General features: G+C 57.4%; 18 protein-coding genes, 1 tRNA gene and 1 pseudogene. 5 read left to right on the top strand and 15 right to left on the bottom strand.

Features of this window, described 5'->3' with window-relative positions; genetic code table 11:
- Positions 1–57 precede the first annotated feature (57 nt).
- On the bottom strand, positions 58–978 hold the full coding sequence (locus A9971_RS03210) for a hypothetical protein (RefSeq protein WP_227454134.1): 921 nt from the start codon (positions 976–978) through the stop codon (positions 58–60).
- Positions 979–1,232: 254 nt separating this feature from the next.
- Here A9971_RS03210 and A9971_RS03205 point away from each other — a divergent pair, with 254 nt between their 5' ends.
- The gene (locus A9971_RS03205; RefSeq protein WP_015634926.1) at positions 1,233–1,784 is read left to right on the top strand and encodes a GNAT family N-acetyltransferase; all 552 of its coding nucleotides are present in this window, start codon (positions 1,233–1,235) and stop codon (positions 1,782–1,784) included.
- Positions 1,785–1,894: 110 nt separating this feature from the next.
- Here the strand turns inward: A9971_RS03205 and A9971_RS03200 are convergent, their stop codons facing one another.
- Together A9971_RS03200 and A9971_RS03195 are read right to left on the bottom strand one after the other, a co-directional pair.
- Positions 1,895–2,737, bottom strand: a complete 843-nt coding sequence (locus A9971_RS03200) for a putidacin L1 family lectin-like bacteriocin (RefSeq protein ID WP_011060428.1) — start codon at positions 2,735–2,737, stop codon at positions 1,895–1,897.
- Positions 2,738–2,981: 244 nt separating this feature from the next.
- A complete protein-coding gene (locus A9971_RS03195) occupies positions 2,982–3,152 on the bottom strand; it encodes a Com family DNA-binding transcriptional regulator (protein WP_072444854.1) in 171 nt (56 codons plus the stop codon).
- 109 nt (positions 3,153–3,261) lie between these two features.
- Here A9971_RS03195 and A9971_RS03190 point away from each other — a divergent pair, with 109 nt between their 5' ends.
- The 3 genes from A9971_RS03190 (at position 3,262) to A9971_RS03180 (ending at position 4,651) form a co-directional block, all read left to right on the top strand.
- Positions 3,262–3,990: a helix-turn-helix transcriptional regulator gene (locus tag A9971_RS03190; protein WP_011060427.1), complete on the top strand. Its 729-nt coding sequence runs from the start codon at positions 3,262–3,264 to the stop codon at positions 3,988–3,990.
- 59 nt (positions 3,991–4,049) lie between these two features.
- Positions 4,050–4,334 (top strand): hypothetical protein, encoded by a 285-nt coding sequence (locus A9971_RS03185; RefSeq protein WP_183000905.1) that lies wholly within the window; start codon positions 4,050–4,052, stop codon positions 4,332–4,334.
- Between the two features lie 107 nt (positions 4,335–4,441).
- Positions 4,442–4,651 carry a hypothetical protein gene (locus A9971_RS03180; protein ID WP_011060426.1) on the top strand — a complete coding sequence of 70 codons (210 nt, stop codon included), beginning with the start codon at positions 4,442–4,444 and terminating at the stop codon, positions 4,649–4,651.
- A gap of 283 nt (positions 4,652–4,934) precedes the next feature.
- Here the strand turns inward: A9971_RS03180 and A9971_RS03175 are convergent.
- The 3 genes from A9971_RS03175 to A9971_RS03160 form a co-directional block, all read right to left on the bottom strand.
- Positions 4,935–6,070, bottom strand: a protein-coding gene (locus tag A9971_RS03175; RefSeq protein WP_220803016.1) for an IS3 family transposase whose coding sequence is annotated in 2 segments (ribosomal slippage) — positions 4,935–5,818 and positions 5,818–6,070 — 1,137 coding nt in all. Because the reading frame shifts where the segments join, the coding sequence is not laid out codon by codon here.
- Between the two features lie 156 nt (positions 6,071–6,226).
- Positions 6,227–6,535, bottom strand: a complete 309-nt coding sequence (locus A9971_RS03165; protein ID WP_065363492.1) for a DUF2513 domain-containing protein — start codon at positions 6,533–6,535, stop codon at positions 6,227–6,229.
- Between the two features lie 418 nt (positions 6,536–6,953).
- A complete protein-coding gene (locus tag A9971_RS03160) occupies positions 6,954–7,286 on the bottom strand; it encodes a hypothetical protein (RefSeq protein ID WP_141679899.1) in 333 nt (110 codons plus the stop codon).
- 318 nt (positions 7,287–7,604) lie between these two features.
- Between A9971_RS03160 and A9971_RS03155 the strand changes: the two are divergent.
- A pseudogene (locus A9971_RS03155) lies at positions 7,605–7,887 on the top strand (integrase); the annotation flags it as partial.
- Positions 7,888–7,976: 89 nt separating this feature from the next.
- Here the strand turns inward: A9971_RS03155 and A9971_RS03150 are convergent.
- From A9971_RS03150 to thrS, 9 genes are all read right to left on the bottom strand, one after another.
- Positions 7,977–8,053, bottom strand: a tRNA-Pro gene (locus tag A9971_RS03150).
- An 88-nt stretch (positions 8,054–8,141) separates the two neighbouring features.
- Entirely contained in the window at positions 8,142–8,498 is a 357-nt protein-coding gene (locus A9971_RS03145; protein ID WP_007920509.1) for a MerR family transcriptional regulator, read from the bottom strand.
- The gene (gene ihfA / locus A9971_RS03140) at positions 8,479–8,781 is read right to left on the bottom strand and encodes an integration host factor subunit alpha (RefSeq protein WP_002553164.1); all 303 of its coding nucleotides are present in this window, start codon (positions 8,779–8,781) and stop codon (positions 8,479–8,481) included. The genes A9971_RS03145 and ihfA overlap by 20 nt, the downstream gene beginning before the upstream one ends.
- A 3-nt stretch (positions 8,782–8,784) precedes the next feature.
- Positions 8,785–11,163 (bottom strand): phenylalanine--tRNA ligase subunit beta, encoded by a 2,379-nt coding sequence (gene pheT, locus A9971_RS03135; RefSeq protein WP_183000833.1) that lies wholly within the window; start codon positions 11,161–11,163, stop codon positions 8,785–8,787.
- A gap of 35 nt (positions 11,164–11,198) precedes the next feature.
- Positions 11,199–12,215: a phenylalanine--tRNA ligase subunit alpha gene (gene pheS / locus A9971_RS03130; RefSeq protein WP_011060419.1), complete on the bottom strand. Its 1,017-nt coding sequence runs from the start codon at positions 12,213–12,215 to the stop codon at positions 11,199–11,201.
- A gap of 110 nt (positions 12,216–12,325) precedes the next feature.
- On the bottom strand, positions 12,326–12,682 hold the full coding sequence (rplT, locus tag A9971_RS03125) for a 50S ribosomal protein L20 (protein WP_011060418.1): 357 nt from the start codon (positions 12,680–12,682) through the stop codon (positions 12,326–12,328).
- 30 nt (positions 12,683–12,712) lie between these two features.
- Positions 12,713–12,907, bottom strand: coding sequence for a 50S ribosomal protein L35 (gene rpmI / locus A9971_RS03120; protein ID WP_002553160.1), 195 nt, complete (start codon positions 12,905–12,907; stop codon positions 12,713–12,715).
- A 60-nt stretch (positions 12,908–12,967) separates the two neighbouring features.
- Positions 12,968–13,519 carry a translation initiation factor IF-3 gene (gene infC, locus A9971_RS03115; protein ID WP_169893379.1) on the bottom strand — a complete coding sequence of 184 codons (552 nt, stop codon included), beginning with the start codon at positions 13,517–13,519 and terminating at the stop codon, positions 12,968–12,970.
- Positions 13,519–15,441, bottom strand: a complete 1,923-nt coding sequence (gene thrS, locus A9971_RS03110; RefSeq protein ID WP_011060417.1) for a threonine--tRNA ligase — start codon at positions 15,439–15,441, stop codon at positions 13,519–13,521. The genes infC and thrS overlap by 1 nt, the downstream gene beginning before the upstream one ends.
- Positions 15,442–15,822: the final 381 nt, after the last annotated feature.

Raw genomic sequence — 15,822 nt, 5'->3', positions numbered from 1 at the left:
GTCGGCCAGGGAGGTCAATCTTGATCTTTGCCGCGCGCTGTGAGCAATGCGCGCCCCCTAGCGGCACGCGACCTTGGCCAGTGCGCCGGCCTGGGCGATGGCCAGGTCATTGCCGTTGGCATCGATACCGACAAAGGTGCTGATGTAGGAATACACCTGCTGATAGGCCTTGCCGTCGTACCGGTAGAAGGTGTCGTTGTGCTCTCCGGCACTGACCCGTGCACTGGTCATCAGGTCGGGCATGCCGTTGCAGGAAGTCGCCAGTACGCCCAGGGGGCCATCCTCGACGGCGAACAGCGGCTCGGCGTGTGCCTTGCCGGCACGATAAAGCCATTGGCTTGAGTTGACCTGATTGCCGCTCATGCCACAGCTCAAGAACAGCAATTGGCCATGGGGGCCGTGGCAGGTTGTGGCAATCACCCCCTCCTGCGCGCATTGCGCATTGATCTGCTGACGGGTGTCGGCGCCCAGAACCGCCAGGGCCTGGTTCGCCGGGCTGTCCACCGGCTCGCTGGCGCACAGCCCCTTGCCCCTGGGCCAGGCCCGGCGGGCGCCGAGATACACCGGCGCCAGCGCGGCAATCACTGCATCCAGCTCGCGGCCCAGGCATCGGGTATCCGGGCAACGGCTGATGGCGCGGTTCTGCCTATCGACCTGCCGTGCCAATTGCCAGGGGGTGAACACCTGCGTGATCGAGCCGTACTGCACAAAGCGCGCCTTGAACAGTTTCTCCACCAGCGCTGCGTCGTTGCAGGTTCCCGCAGGCAAGGCCTGGCGCGCGGCGGCGGCATCGTGCAGGGCGCTGTCGTCCGCGCTGAAGCCCAGCGTCGTCACGTCCGTACAGGGCTTCAGCAACAATTGCGACGAGAGATAACCCGCCTCGACCTGCTCGCTACCGGGAATCACCCGCTTGCCCTGCGCCCACGCGGGCGAGGCCAGTAAGAGCGTGCATGCCAACAGGCTAATGGGGTATTTCATCGTCGCGTTGCCATCCATTGATGTGCTCAGAGCGATTGCGCGCTTGTTGAGTATTGCGCGGGGTTGACCAGGTGATGCGCCACAGGCCGATCAGGGATACTCGCGGCCAACAGCAGCCGTGCCGCGCTATTCAGGCCTGCCAGAGCCTTGTTAAGGTTCCGGCTCCCGCGTAGCCGTGATGCAACCGGAGCATATTGCTCATCCAGCAAGCCTCGCGCAACGAAACAGATGCATTCGTCCTTTGGAGATCACTGATGCAATCGCTGCCCCTCTCGCCCCTGCTCGTTGGTGAATCACTTGAACTGCGCCCACTTGAGGCCGTGGACTTCGCGGCGCTGTATGGCGTCGCCTGCGATCCCTTGATCTGGGCTCAGCACCAAAGCTCGACCCGCTATCAGGAGCCGGTATTTCGCCAATGGTACGACGACGCACTGGCGGCCAAGAGCACCCTGATCGTGATCGACCGCGACAGCGGCAAGGTTGCAGGCAGCTCCCGCTACTACGAGTTCAACGAGGACCAGCGTGAAGTTGCCATCGGCTACACCTTTCTGGCGCGCGAAAAATGGGGGGGCAGTGCCAACAAGGAACTCAAGTACCTGATGCTCGGGCACGCCTTTCAGTGGGTCGACACCGTCTGGTTCCATGTTGCGGGTTCGAATATCCGCTCACAGCGAGCCATGGAGAAAATCGGCGGGCAGTTGTCGCACACCGTCCTGAAGCAGGTGAATGGCGGTACTCAGGAGAATCTGTTTTTCAAGGTTGAACGCACGGCCTTTGAAGGCCAGCTGTCGCTTGCCCGTTCGTGACCCCGTTCAATCTGCGCCACCAATGGGCAGAGCCCGGCAGAACAAGCCTGCCGGGCCCTTGAGTGAAGCCTGTAGAAGCCCCGCATCGTCGCGGGGCCTCTTGCAGGCCGTTAGAACACGTTGTCCCAGGTGTAGCTACCGGTTTTCCACTTGTGATCGGGGTAGAACACACGCGGCGGCTTGATGGTCGGGGTATAGCCGAAGCGGGCCCAGATCGGCCGTTCGGTCACTATCGTGAAACTGCCGTTGGCCTGCAGGCGGATGGTTGCGCCGGGGTGACCAGCCGTGCCGCTCTGCCAGACGACCGCATTGTTCGCGGCGTAGATCACCAGGTTGCCGTCTGCCTGCATGACGCAGCGCACACCACCTTTGTTCTGGGTATAGGTCGCCCAGACCACGCTCCAGTTCGGCCCGTACACCACCAGGTTGCCATCGCCCTGGAAGACCAGAGCGTGATCGCCAGCGCTGTAGAGCTGGCCCGGTACCAGCTCGGCCGGACCGCTGATGATCATTGCCGTACCCACCGCCGGGGTGAATACACGACCATTGGGCGCATACCAGTGCGGGATGGTGTCGACAGTGACGATGTTCCCGTCGTCCTGAAGCTGGGTGAACGCACGCAGCGAGGCATCTTCGCGCGAACCCATGGTGGGGTCACTCGGAGTGGTCGACCAGATACGGCCACGCAGCGGGTCATCCAGGACAAAGCCGTAGTTCATGAAGACCATCATCGGATCTTTCTTGTTGCCCTTGCTCACGTTGGTGAACGGCGTGTTCTGGTCAGCCACCCATGCCAACTGGGCGCCGTCATACAGTGCCAGGTTGCCATCGGGCTGGAAGAGCAGCTTGAAGCGCTTGTTGGGGGATTGAAGATACTGGTTCGGCGCCATGTAGTAGCGAGCCGGCAGCACAGAAGAGCCGTTATCGGTAAAGTCGTATCGAATCCAAGCCATGTTGTTACCTATTGAGTCGAATGATGGATGCGGAGGATTCCGCCTGCATGTCGCTCAAAGGCGAGGAAATCGAAGCTCTTGGCTTTCACGAAGGGGGCGATAGCTTCAACGCGCAGTGATGACCGCCACGGCGTGAGAGCTCCACCCATTCCAATAATGACTGCGAAAGCGCTACGCGCGGCCTGGAACCGTCATGCAACAGCAGTTCGGGCCTCTGGCCCGGACGAGCCGTTGCAACACAGGCTCAATGACCGACGCCGCTGTCACACCTGGCCGCTCCTGGCGATAGCTCGAGACTCGCGGCCTTTACATGATTCAAGGTTCCACAGCGGGAACATTTGATCTGGAGCTCAGTAAACTCGCCCACTCGAGCGAGAAGTCGATTGCAACTTCCACATCTGCATTCTTTTAACATCTGCAAATCCATTTGATTATCTGCCTGACGCCCTTACGGGAACACCCATATAGTACAATATAGGAATACCCATTTGCAAGCTTATGGGAACCCCCGTAATACTGGGCGGATGGAATTTAAAGATCGACTCAAAACAGCTCGTCGCCACGCCCAGCTCAATCAAACAGAGCTCGCTGAACGTGCCGGCCTGACCCAAACCTCAATCTCCGACCTGGAACGTGGCAAATCGAAGGCCACGGCCTTTGTCGCCCAGATTGCCTCGGTATGCGGCGTTTCCTCCATGTGGCTCGCTGAAGGCGTTGGAGAAATGCTCAAGGCCGCGGATACCGCATCGGCACGCACCCAGCCAAGCGTGCATTTGGACGATATCGAGACCTGGGACGATGCGACCCCGCTCGATGACAACGAGGTCTACGTCCCCTTTCTTCACGAGGTGGAGCTGGCTGCAGGCTCGGGCCGGTTTGTCATCGAAGAAAGCGATACCGCCCGGCTGCGCTTCTTCAAGAAAGATCTGCGTCAGAACGGCGTGCAGTTCAACAACGCCAAGTGCGTGTCGGTCAGCGGCAACAGCATGGTCCCGGTGCTGCGCGACGGCGCAACCGTTGGCGTGAACGTCGGCAGGAATGCCCTGAAGGATGTAGTCGATGGGGAGATGTATGCACTCAACCACAATGGCCAGTTGCGCGTGAAGCAGGTTTACCGTTTGCCGGTCGGGCTGCGCCTGCGCAGCTTCAATCGGGATGAACATCCGGACGAAGACTATAGCTTCGCCGAAATCCAGGAACAGCAGATCTCGATCCTGGGCCATGTGTTCTGGTGGGCGATGTACTCGCGATGATTGCCCGGGGCTGGCTGGCCGGGATAGGCCGACAACCTCGTCGACAGGAGTGTTCAGTGATGCGTAATCTGCGTGGCCTTGTCTTGCTTGTCGTCGCTGCGGCTTCGGTCTCGGCTTGCACCACACAACTGACGGAAGCAGGAAGGCAGGTCGATCTGGTGACGGCCCCCTCGGCACAGGCCTGCAAGGTTCTGACGGCATTTACCGTGAAGGGCTCCTCCAATGGGGACGCGCTGAATATGGCCTTCAATAAAGCAGCCGAACTTGGCGCCGACAGCATGAGCGTCGTCAACGTCGGTAGCGCCTCCGACATACAAGCCGCGGCCTTGAAATGTCGTCAGTGACAGGCCTTCCATGAATCTCGCCAGACCAAACCGGAAACAGCCCTCCATCGAACACTGGCAAACCCATCATCCAGTTCGCCAACAAACCACAATCGAGGCCTCAGCCCATGCCTAGAAAAGAGCCGGAGGATGCCAAGGCAGTCACTGCCGCCGATATCGAGCGCTCCATCCAGGCCTTGAACAAGATGGCCGAGCGCCTCTGGGGTCAGGGTCGGGAAACCGAGGCACAAGCCTTGCTCAATGCCCTGGACGCACTCAACCGAGCGCTGGACCGAATCAGGATTGGCGAAAACCGGCGCATTGCCACCCTCCACTAGTCTGCGTGATCCAGCCGTAACAAGTGCCAAGTCATGGGCGTGGCAGGAGTAGTTGCCAACCGTGCGCCCTCCCCCCATCGAGCCGATAACCTAGCAAGCCAGGCCGAACCCGCTCATCAATCCGGGCACCAAGCCCCAGATTGGAACCCGGTCACAGCTACCCCTTGGGAACCCAATCAACCGCGCAGAAAAATTGAATTCCACGAACGCGGATTCAGTCCACAACTATGAACACAGTAAATCTGACGTGGACTACCCCCATTCCAATAGACATTTCCCAGCCTCATAACAAGGCGCTTTCAAAGGCCTCGGGGCTGACGCCACCCAAGTGGCTATGGCGACGGGTTCGGTTGTAGAAAACCTCGATGTAGTCGAATAAGTCGGCCCGGGCCAAGTCTCGGGTTTTGTAGATGCGTTTGCGGATGCGCTCTTTCTTCAAGCTGCTGAAAAAGGTCTCGGCTACCGCATTGTCCCAGCAATTTCCACGTCGGCTCATGCTGGGCTCCAGGTTGTTGGCAGCGCAGAAACGCTTCCAGTCATCGCTACCGTATTGGCTGCCCTGATCGGAATGTACGATGACGCGCGTTTTCGGTTTTCGCCGCCAAAGCGCCATAAGCAAGGCGTCCAAGGCAAGTTCGCGAGCCAGCGTTGGCTTCATAGACCAGCCAACCACCTTGCGCGCATACAGATCCACTACCACTGCCAAGTACAGCCAGCCTTGCCAGGTTCGAATGTAGGTAATGTCGGTCACCCACGCCTTATTGGGGGCGTCGACGGTGAACTCCCGATTGAGATGGTTGGGAGCGATGATTGAAGGCCGCCCGGTGATCGGCCGGGGGGCCTTGTAGCCACGCAGTGCCTTGATCTTGTGCGTGCGCATCAAACGAGCAACACGGTGCTTACCGCAGGTTTCGCCCGCTTCCCGAAGATCGCCAAAGACACGTCGTGCGCCATAAACACCGCGACTTGCCGCGTAGGAACTGCGAATCAACTGGAGCAGTCGGTGATTGTCCTGATCGCGGTCGGAAACGGGCTTGTGCAGCCATTGATAGAACCCAGCACGAGCAATCCGCAGTACTTTGCACATTGTGGTAATTGCGTGCTGATGGCGATGCTCGTTCATGAAGCGGTACTTCACTCGGGCTCCCTGGCAAAGTACCGCGCGGCTTTTTTTAAAATATCCCGCTCCTCTTCAAGGCGACGCATCTGGGCCCGCAGTCGCAAGATTTCGCTCTTGGCTTCCAGTAGTTCGCTGGCTTGCTTCTCCGACTTGTCGGGAGTGACGGCCTTTACCCATTTGTAGAGGCTGTGAGTAGAGACGCCGAGGCGTGCGGCAATTTCTGCCACTGAGTATCCGCGTTCGATGATCTGCCTGACGGCTTCGGCCTTGAATTCCGGGGTGAATCGCTGGGTGCTCATAGACTTCCTCCTATGCTCAAAGCGTAGGCCGGGGATGTCTATCGTACCGGGGGCAGTCCAAATACCGCGTCCAGGCCCACCCTAGCTGTGTTCACTTCACAAAACATAAAGCGCCGCGCAATGTCGGAGGGCAAACTTGAAAACTTCAACAGATGGTCACTTTTCGGGGATGTACCCAGGAGAGTTGCACTCTAGATAGTCATGTCCTGCCCAAGTCATTTGAAAGTAATCGGATTGGGACCACCCTTTTATCTCTTCATCTTTGGTTAATTTTACGAAGCCTGCCGTTTCGAGAATGTGAAGATGATAGTCGGCCACCCTCCGCAGGTCTGAAATGCCGAGGCCTGAACTCAAAGCGCTGTTGACAAACTCCTGGCGCAGTTCGTAGCGCTGGATGGCGAACCCGCCAGGTTCTTCAGCCAAGATGTTCAGCAACTGCAACGCGATATCTTTATTCCTGCGCATTCATATCCCTCTGCAGATAATGCCAAATGGCCACGCCGAGGTTATCGCACTTGCGCATAAACGAAAACGCCCCGGCGGATGCCAGGGCCTGAATAGGTGCGCGCGTCTTCCTGCGCTGTCGGCCAAAGACCTTCTCAGCGCCGACGCCCCGTTGCATCGACCTCGCCAGGACCAGTCTCGCGCCACCCCGACAGCATGGTGAGGTAGGGTGCGCGGGCTGCCAGTGTTTTTCCGTTGTACTGCACTTGCCGGCTTATCAGTAGCCAGGCCTTCCGTGAGGCTGCGCTCGCCGCAGGGAATCCGAAAGACATCCGGGGAAACGTCCACTTCGGTAGCGGCTTTCCTCAGAGGCACAAAAAAGCCCGGTACAGGTCCGGGCTTTTCTATTTCATCCAGGCTTATGGATCAGGTGGCACCGTTAAGCCAGCAAATCCCATGTCAATGCGATTGCGCCACCCGGAGTAGACGAGTATGTCCACAGCGCTTTGCCCGCAGGGATGCGAATCGGGTATGGCATAACAACCTCCGAGTTGCTATTCGTGATATGAGAACCGTTGCCGGAGAAGATGATTGCTGAATCGGCAAGGGAAGAACCGGTCGGCCCTACATATAGATCAACGGTACCGCTCGAGGGGGCGATCAGACCGGTCTGGATGATCAGACCACCAGTGTTTTGTGCTGCCGATACAATCTCCACAATCCCGTTCGGGAGCAGTGTAGTGAAGTGCTTACCCATAGTTACTGCGTTCATTTTGTTACCTTTGAATGGAATGATTGGCTGCGGGAAATTCCGCATTCATGTCGCTCAAAGGCGATGGCTAGAAGCTCAGGGCTTTCACTCGATCCAAGAGCTCAGTACCAGCAGCAAGCTGGCTTTCACTACTTTGGAACACGAGGAGTAGGATCACTATCTCAACAAAATACTGTACATGCAACCAGTATTTCGTGTGCTATTCCCATTCCTACAAATCTCACTCTACCGATAACGTTCTCGGCGCCGACGTCCTATCGCATCGATCGCACCTCTCCACAAGCATGTGAGGTCAGAGTGCACGGGCTGACGACGTTGAAGGAACACTGGACGCAGGTCGAAGAACGATATTTGACGCGGGCCTTCAAAGAGGCCCGGGAAGCGGCGGGTTGCTATAAGGGATGGAAAGAGGAGGAAATGCCGGGCTTCCATGAAGTGCGGGCGCTGTCACTGCACCTGTATCAGAAAGCCGGAAAGGATGGTCAGAAGATCGCCGGCCACTCCAGCGAGACGATGACCAAAAAACTACCAGCGAGACCACGCCGAGATCGTATGGTCAGCAGCAATTCCAGACCTAAATATCAGCGAAATTACCGAATAGTTTTGCGCGATTATTGCGAGGGTTTTGCGCAGGCACAAAAAAGCCGATCTAGATGATCGGCTTAACTGTCTGATTTCCATCAGAAAATATGGTCGGGACGGAGTGATTCGAACACTCGACCCCTAGCACCCCATGCTAGTGCGCTACCGGACTGCGCTACGCCCCGACTAGGCGTGAAATCTGTTTCACTTCTCAGGAAACGTTGAGGAATATACCGCAAGCTTTTGAAAAGTGGAAGTATTTAAAACAGAGAATTACTTTTTTAGCACCACAAGCACATCTTCCAGCTCAGAGATCATCTGACGGATCAGTTGCTTGTACTGGGTCGTATCGTCTTTGGCCTCATCACCGGAAAGACGCAGACGCGCCCCGCCGATGGTGAACCCCTGGTCATAAAGCAACGCGCGGATCTGCCGGATCATCAGCACATCCTGGCGCTGATAATACCGACGATTTCCGCGGCGCTTGACGGGGTTGAGTTGAGGAAACTCCTGCTCCCAATAACGCAGCACATGCGGTTTGACCGCACAGAGCTCACTGACCTCACCGATGGTGAAGTAGCGCTTGCCCGGAATGACCGGGAGCTCGTCGTTATGACTTGGTTCCAGCATAAGCCTCAACTCGGGCCTTCAACTTCTGCCCTGGACGAAAGGTGACCACACGGCGCGCCGTGATCGGGATTTCTTCACCCGTTTTCGGGTTGCGGCCAGGACGCTGGCGTTTATCCCGAAGGTCGAAGTTACCGAAACCGGACAATTTGACCTGTTCGTTATCTTCGAGAGCGTGCCTGATTTCTTCAAAGAATAGCTCGACCAATTCCTTGGCCTCGCGTTTATTCAGGCCTAGCTCTTCGTAGAGACGTTCGGCCATTTCAGCTTTCGTCAGAGCCCCCATACGTCACTTCCTTAACGTGGCGTTCAACCTTTGTTCGAGCGAGGTGAGGATATTTTGCGTCGTAGAGTTCACCTCATCGTCGTTAAGAGTGCGCGATGGATGCTGCCAGGTCAAGCCGACGGCAAGGCTTTTTCTATGCGGATCAATGCCTTTACCCTGATAGACGTCAAACAGCCTTAGGTCTGTCAGCCACTCACCTGCATTTTCACGGATTACGTCCATAACGGCGCTGGCCGCCACGTCACGATCCGCCAGCAATGCCAGGTCGCGACGCACTTCCGGGAAGCGCGACAGCTCATGGAACTTCGGCAAACGCCCTTGAGCCACTTCACTCAGGACCAGTTCAAACACATAGACAGGGCGGTCCAAGCCGAGATTCTTCGCCAGCTCTGGGTGAATGGCCCCCAGGAAACCGACTTCACGACCATCACGCTCGATGCGAGCCGTCTGACCAGGATGAAGCGCTGGATGCTTGCCCGGCACAAAGGTGAATGCATCAAGAGCACCGGCAAAACCCAGTACCGCTTCGACATCCGCCTTGACGTCGAAGAAGTCCACGCCATCGCGACCTTGCGCCCAGCCTTCAGGCAAGCGGCTGCCACATACAACACCTGCCAGCATCGGCTGCTGCTTCAAACCTTCCAGCTGACCAACAAAACGCAGACCGCTTTCAAACATGCGGACACGATCCTGCTGACGGTTCAGGTTGTGCTGAAGCGCCTTGACCAGGCCCGGCCACAGAGAGGAACGCATGGCTGCCATGTCGGCCGAAATCGGATTGGCCAGCAACAGCGGTTCGACGCCTGGGTTGAACAGTTCAAACAGCTTCGGATCGATGAAGCTGTAGGTGATCGCTTCCTGATAGCCACGAGCAACCAGCAAACGACGCAGAGCAGGCAGGTCACCCTCGGCCTCGGCCTTGGCCTGAGGCGCCAGACGAGCCTGCGGATAGCGAACCGGAAGACGGTTGTAACCATAAAGACGTGCCAGCTCTTCGATCAGGTCAACCTCAAGACTGATATCGAAGCGATGGCTCGGCACCTCAATACGCCACTGCCCTGCCCCATCGGCAGTTACAGTCAGGCCCAGGGCGGTGAGCAAACGCTCTACCTCGAGGCCGTCGATTTCCATGCCCAGCATCTGAGTGATGCGTTCAGCGCGCAAGGTGACAGGCGCAACGGATGGCAGATGCTGCTCGCTGAGCGTTTCAATGATCGGCCCCGCGTCGCCGCCCGTGATTTCCAGCAGCAAGCCAGTAGCCCGCTCCATGGCTTCGCGAGCAAGCTGCCAGTCCACACCACGCTCATAGCGATGGGAAGCATCGGTATGCAGGCCATAGGAACGCGCCTTGCCAGCAACCGCGATCTGGTCGAAGAAGGCACTTTCCAGAAATACGTCACGGGTATTGGCGGTGACACCACTGTGCTCCCCCCCCATCACGCCGGCAATCGCCAGGGCTCGGGTATGGTCGGCAATCACCAGGGTATCGCTGCGCAGGGTCACTTCCTGACCGTCGAGCAATACCAGCTTCTCGCCCTCTTCAGCCATTCGTACACGGATGCCGCCATTGATCTCGGCGAGATCGAAGGCATGCAGCGGCTGGCCCAGTTCGAGCATCACGTAGTTGGTGATGTCCACTGCAGCATCGATACTGCGCACATCGGCGCGACGCAGGCGCTCGACCATCCACAGCGGAGTAGGCTTGGACAGGTCGACATTGCGGACGACACGCCCCAGGTAACGTGGGCAGGCAGCCGGAGCCAGCACTTCCACTGGACGCACTTCGTCATGCGCCGCAGGAATCGCCGGCACTTCCGGACGCTGCACCTTGGCCGCGTACAAGGCACCCACTTCACGGGCCATGCCGGCCAGGGACAGGCAGTCCCCGCGGTTAGGGGTCAGATCGACCTCGATGCTGGCATCGTCCAGGCTCAGGTAGGTGCGAACGTCCTCACCCACCGGCGCATCGACCGGCAACTCCATGAGGCCGTCATTGCCCTCACCGATTTGCAGCTCAGCCTGGGAGCACAGCATGCCGTTGGATTCCACTCCACGCAGCTTGGCCTTCTTGATCTTGAAGTCGCCCGGCAACTGGGCACCGATCATGGCGAACGGGACCTTCAGGCCCGGGCGCACGTTCGGCGCGCCGCAGACAACCTGGAAGGTCTCCGAACCATTACTGACCTGGCAAACGCGCAGCTTGTCGGCATCCGGGTGTTGCTCGGTGCTCAACACCTCGCCCACTACCACGCCACTGAAATCACCGGCGGCCGGCGTTACGCTGTCGACCTCAAGACCGGCCATCGATAGACGGGCTACCAGCTCGTCACGACTTACCTGCGGGCTAACCCAGCCGCGCAGCCATTGTTCACTGAATTTCATCCTGCTCTCCTAATAGATTCGTTACGGACGCGCGACTAGCGAAATTGCGCAAGGAACCGCAAGTCGTTGTCGAAGAACAGGCGCAAGTCATTGACACCGTAACGCAGCATGGCCAGACGCTCGGCGCCCATGCCGAAGGCAAAGCCTTGGAACTCTTCCGGATCGATCCCGGACATACGCAGCACATTCGGATGAACCATGCCGCATCCCATGACTTCCAGCCAGCCAGTCTGCTTGCAGACCCGGCAGCCTTTACCGCTGCACATCACGCATTCCATATCGACTTCGGCGGAAGGCTCGGTGAACGGGAAGTACGAAGGACGGAAACGCACCGCCAGTTCCTTCTCGAAGAACACCCGCAGGAACTCTTCGATCGTGCCCTTCAGGTCGGCAAAATTGATGTCACGATCGACCAGCAGGCCTTCGACCTGGTGAAACATCGGCGAGTGAGTGATATCGGAGTCGCTACGGTACACACGGCCTGGGCAGACAATGCGAATCGGCGGCTGCTGCGACTCCATGGTGCGGACCTGTACCGGTGAGGTATGGGTGCGCAACAACATGTTCGCGTTGAAATAGAAGGTGTCATGCATCGACCGGGCCGGGTGGTGGCCTGGGATGTTGAGCGCTTCAAAGTTGTGATAGTCGTCTTCAACCTCAGGGCCTTCGGCGATGCCGTAGCCAATATGAGTGAAGAACTGTTCGATACGCTCCAGGGTCCGCGTAATCGGGTGCAGACCGCCCGAGGTCTGGCCACGGCCCGGCAGAGTGACGTCAATGCACTCGGCGGCGAGCTTGGCGCTGAGTTCCGCCTCCTCGAAAGCCGCTTTGCGAGCATTGAGAACCTCTGTTACACGCTCCTTGGCAACGTTGATCAGCGCACCGACTTGCGGACGCTCTTCGGCAGGCAGGTTGCCCAGGGTCTTCATCACCTGAGTCAGCTCGCCCTTCTTGCCAAGGAAGTGAACCCGGATCTGTTCCAGGGCATTGATGTCTTCAGCGTGTTGCACGGCCTCAAGTGCTTGAGAAACCAGCGCATCCAGGTTTTCCATGTACAGACTCCAGATACAAAATAGGGGAAGAGCTTGAAGGCTCTTCCCCTATTTATGACGTTTAACATCTGGGCTCACGAAAGGTGAGCCCGGATGACTGTCGGGGGTACTTAAGCCAAGGTGGCTTTAGCTTTCTCGACAATCGCAGCAAACGCCGCTTTTTCGTTCACTGCCAGATCAGCCAGAACCTTACGGTCGATCTCGATGGACGCCTTTTTCAGGCCAGCGATCAGACGGCTGTACGACAGGCCGTTATTACGAGCACCAGCGTTGATACGAGCAATCCACAGAGCGCGGAACTGACGTTTTTTCTGACGACGGTCACGGTAGGCGTATTGGCCTGCCTTGATTACCGCTTGCTTGGCAACACGGAATACGCGCGAGCGAGCGCCGTAGTAGCCTTTAGCAAGTTTCAGAATTTTTTTGTGACGTTTACGGGCAATGACGCCACGCTTTACACGAGCCATGAGTTACTTCCTCTATTCTTGATCCAAAAATTAACGAAGGCGCAGCATGCGCTCGACTTTTGCCACGTCAGACGGATGCAGCAAGCTGCTACCGCGCAGTTGACGCTTACGCTTGGTCGACATTTTGGTCAGGATGTGGCTCTTGAAAGCGTGCTTGTGCTTGATACCGTTAGCAGTTTTCAGAAACCGCTTAGCAGCACCACTTTTGGTTTTCATCTTTGGCATGTTCGGATACTCCGCATTCAGTTGATAAACATAATCAGAAGGCCTGCCGTGCCCTGTTGATTACTTCTTCTTTTTCGGGGCGATGACCATGATCAGCTGGCGTCCTTCCATCTTAGGATGCTGTTCGACCGAACCGTACTCTTGCAGGTCAGCTTCAACCCGCTTGAGGAGTTCCATCCCCAGCTCCTGGTGGGCCATCTCACGGCCGCGGAATCGCAAGGATACCTTGGCCCTGTCCCCGTCACTCAGGAAACGTACCAGGTTGCGCAGTTTTACCTGGTAATCCCCTTCCTCCGTCCCTGGACGAAACTTGATTTCTTTAACCTGAATCTGCTTCTGGTTCTTCTTCGCAGCAGCAATCTGCTTCTTCTTTTCGAAGATCGACTTGCCGTAATCCATCACCCGGCAAACAGGTGGGACTGCGTCGGCGGAAATTTCCACCAGATCCAGCTTGGCTTCTTCAGCTATACGAAGCGCTTCATCAATCGAGACGATGCCAATCTGCTCGCCGTCAGCGCCAATTAACCGAACCTCGCGTGCCGAGATATTCTCGTTGATCGGGGCTTTCGGTGCAGCTCGTTTATCTTGTCTCATATCACGCTTAATAATAATTACTCCGAATCTTGGCGACCACGCCGGGAAACCGCTTGTGCGAGGAACGCCGAGAATTGGGCGACAGGCATCGAGCCCAGGTCTTCACCTTCACGGGTACGCACAGCGACAGTCTGCATCTCGACCTCCCGATCTCCAATAACCAAGAGATAGGGAACCTTGAGCAAAGTATGCTCGCGGATTTTAAAGCCGATCTTTTCATTTCTCAAGTCGGACTTGGCACGAAATCCGCTTTGATTGAGTGTTTTTTCCACTTCGAGGGCAAAATCTGCCTGTTTATCAGTGATATTCATCACCACGGCCTGAGTCGGAGCCAGCCACGCAGGGAATGCGCCCTCGTAATGCTCGATCAGAATCCCGACAAAACGCTCGAAGGAACCGAGGATCGCCCGGTGCAACATCACCGGATGCTTACGGCTGTTGTCTTCGGAAACGTACTCGGCACCCAGACGGATCGGCAGGTTGAAGTCCAACTGCAAGGTACCGCACTGCCAGACACGACCCAGGCAGTCCTTCAGCGAGAACTCGATCTTCGGACCGTAGAATGCGCCCTCGCCCGGCTGCAGGTCGTATGGCAGGCCGGCGCTATCCAGCGCAGCTGCCAGTGCGCTTTCCGCACGGTCCCACAGATCATCGGAGCCCACGCGCTTTTCAGGGCGAGTGGACAGCTTCATCTCGATGTCCTTGAAGCCGAAGTCGGCATAGACATCCATGGTCAGCTTGATGAACGCCGCAGACTCGGCCTGCATCTGGTCTTCAGTACAGAAGATGTGAGCATCATCCTGAGTGAAGCCACGCACACGCATGATGCCGTGCAGAGCGCCCGAGGGTTCATTACGGTGGCAGGCACCGAACTCGGCCAGGCGCATGGGCAGCTCGCGGTAGCTCTTCAGGCCCTGATTGAACACCTGCACGTGGCAAGGGCAGTTCATCGGCTTGATTGCGTAGTCGCGGCTTTCCGACTCGGTGGTGAACATGTTCTCGGCATAGTTGGCCCAGTGCCCGGATTTTTCCCAGAGGCTGCGGTCAACCACCTGCGGAGTCTTGATCTCCAGGTAACCGTTGTCACGCTGCACCTTGCGCATGTACTGCTCGAGCACCTGGTACAGGGTCCAGCCATTAGGGTGCCAGAACACCATGCCCGGCGCTTCTTCCTGGGTATGGAACAGGCCCAGGCGCTTGCCGATCTTGCGATGATCGCGCTTCTCGGCCTCTTCGATACGCTGGATGTAGGCAGCGAGCTGCTTCTTGTCCGCCCAGGCAGTACCGTAGATCCGCTGCAACTGCTCGTTCTTGGCATCACCGCGCCAGTAGGCACCGGACAACTTGGTCAGCTTGAAGGACTTCAGGAAACGCGTGTTCGGCACGTGCGGACCGCGGCACATGTCGACATATTCTTCGTGGTAGTACAGGCCCATCGCCTGCTCGTTCGGCATGTCTTCGACCAAACGCAGCTTGTAGTCCTCGCCGCGGGCCTTGAACACCTCGATCACTTCGGCGCGCGGCGTGACCTTCTTGATCACGTCGTAGTCCTTCTCGATCAGCTGCTGCATGCGCTGCTCGATGGCGGCCATATCCTCAGGCGTGAAAGGACGCTCATAGGCGATGTCGTAATAGAAGCCTTCATCGATGACCGGACCGATGACCATTTTCGCGGTCGGATACAACTGCTTGACCGCATGCCCCACCAAGTGAGCGCAAGAGTGGCGAATGATCTCCAGCCCCTCTTCGTCCTTTGGCGTGATGATTTGCAGGGTTGCATCGCCGTCGATCACGTCGCAGGCGTCGACCAGCTTGCCGTTGACCTTGCCAGCCAATGTGGCCTTGGCCAGGCCCGCGCCAATGGAAGCGGCGACCTCGGCTACGGATACTGCGTGATCGAATGAACGTTGACTGCCGTCGGGAAGAGTAATAGTGGGCATGGCGCCTCCTCTCCTAGTGGTGACCCCTACCAAAGGTCACGTGGGTTGGGATGAGCCAGTACGCGATTCAGTCCGGCCGTTCTACTACGAACGCCTGCCTCACAGTGGCAAGAGCCTTGCGGCCAACCGAAAAACCGAACCAGAGTGACTGGGGTTCACATCAAGATTAATGAGGCATAGACGGCAAGGGCTAGAAAAGGCCCAAAGCTTGAAAACACCGAAGCCGGGCATGCTAGCACAGATACATCGCAATCGCCGTGCAGCAAATTATCGCGAGCCTGGTTTACAGTCTTTTATTGTTGAAAGTGAACTTGAGATGTACGTCGAGCCTCAAATAACCGGAGAATCGTCGTCCTTGCTACCGACTTCAGGAGAACCCGA

This window comes from Pseudomonas sp. UME65 (assembly GCF_014170225.1).
GTDB lineage: Bacteria > Pseudomonadota > Gammaproteobacteria > Pseudomonadales > Pseudomonadaceae > Aquipseudomonas > Aquipseudomonas protegens.
Note: the sequence above shows the minus strand (reverse complement) of the source record. Positions and strands in the feature narration are given on the sequence as shown.

What these genes read in the sequence shown, in the direction of transcription:
- thrS (WP_011060417.1), bottom strand. Translation starts at nt 15,441, where the DNA reads ATGCCCACTATTACTCTTCCCGACGGCAGTCAACGTTCATTCGATCAC.
- rplT (WP_011060418.1), bottom strand. Translation starts at nt 12,682, where the DNA reads ATGGCTCGTGTAAAGCGTGGCGTCATTGCCCGTAAACGTCACAAAAAA.
- A9971_RS03185 (WP_183000905.1), top strand. Translation starts at nt 4,050, where the DNA reads ATGCGTAATCTGCGTGGCCTTGTCTTGCTTGTCGTCGCTGCGGCTTCG.
- A9971_RS03160 (WP_141679899.1), bottom strand. Translation starts at nt 7,286, where the DNA reads ATGAACGCAGTAACTATGGGTAAGCACTTCACTACACTGCTCCCGAAC.
- A9971_RS03145 (WP_007920509.1), bottom strand. Translation starts at nt 8,498, where the DNA reads ATGCTGGAACCAAGTCATAACGACGAGCTCCCGGTCATTCCGGGCAAG.
- A9971_RS03200 (WP_011060428.1), bottom strand. Translation starts at nt 2,737, where the DNA reads ATGGCTTGGATTCGATACGACTTTACCGATAACGGCTCTTCTGTGCTG.
- ihfA (WP_002553164.1), bottom strand. Translation starts at nt 8,781, where the DNA reads ATGGGGGCTCTGACGAAAGCTGAAATGGCCGAACGTCTCTACGAAGAG.
- A9971_RS03210 (WP_227454134.1), bottom strand. Translation starts at nt 978, where the DNA reads ATGAAATACCCCATTAGCCTGTTGGCATGCACGCTCTTACTGGCCTCG.
- pheS (WP_011060419.1), bottom strand. Translation starts at nt 12,215, where the DNA reads ATGGAAAACCTGGATGCGCTGGTTTCTCAAGCACTTGAGGCCGTGCAA.
- A9971_RS03190 (WP_011060427.1), top strand. Translation starts at nt 3,262, where the DNA reads ATGGAATTTAAAGATCGACTCAAAACAGCTCGTCGCCACGCCCAGCTC.
- A9971_RS03195 (WP_072444854.1), bottom strand. Translation starts at nt 3,152, where the DNA reads ATGTTAAAAGAATGCAGATGTGGAAGTTGCAATCGACTTCTCGCTCGA.
- rpmI (WP_002553160.1), bottom strand. Translation starts at nt 12,907, where the DNA reads ATGCCAAAGATGAAAACCAAAAGTGGTGCTGCTAAGCGGTTTCTGAAA.
- A9971_RS03180 (WP_011060426.1), top strand. Translation starts at nt 4,442, where the DNA reads ATGCCTAGAAAAGAGCCGGAGGATGCCAAGGCAGTCACTGCCGCCGAT.
- A9971_RS03165 (WP_065363492.1), bottom strand. Translation starts at nt 6,535, where the DNA reads ATGCGCAGGAATAAAGATATCGCGTTGCAGTTGCTGAACATCTTGGCT.
- pheT (WP_183000833.1), bottom strand. Translation starts at nt 11,163, where the DNA reads ATGAAATTCAGTGAACAATGGCTGCGCGGCTGGGTTAGCCCGCAGGTA.
- A9971_RS03205 (WP_015634926.1), top strand. Translation starts at nt 1,233, where the DNA reads ATGCAATCGCTGCCCCTCTCGCCCCTGCTCGTTGGTGAATCACTTGAA.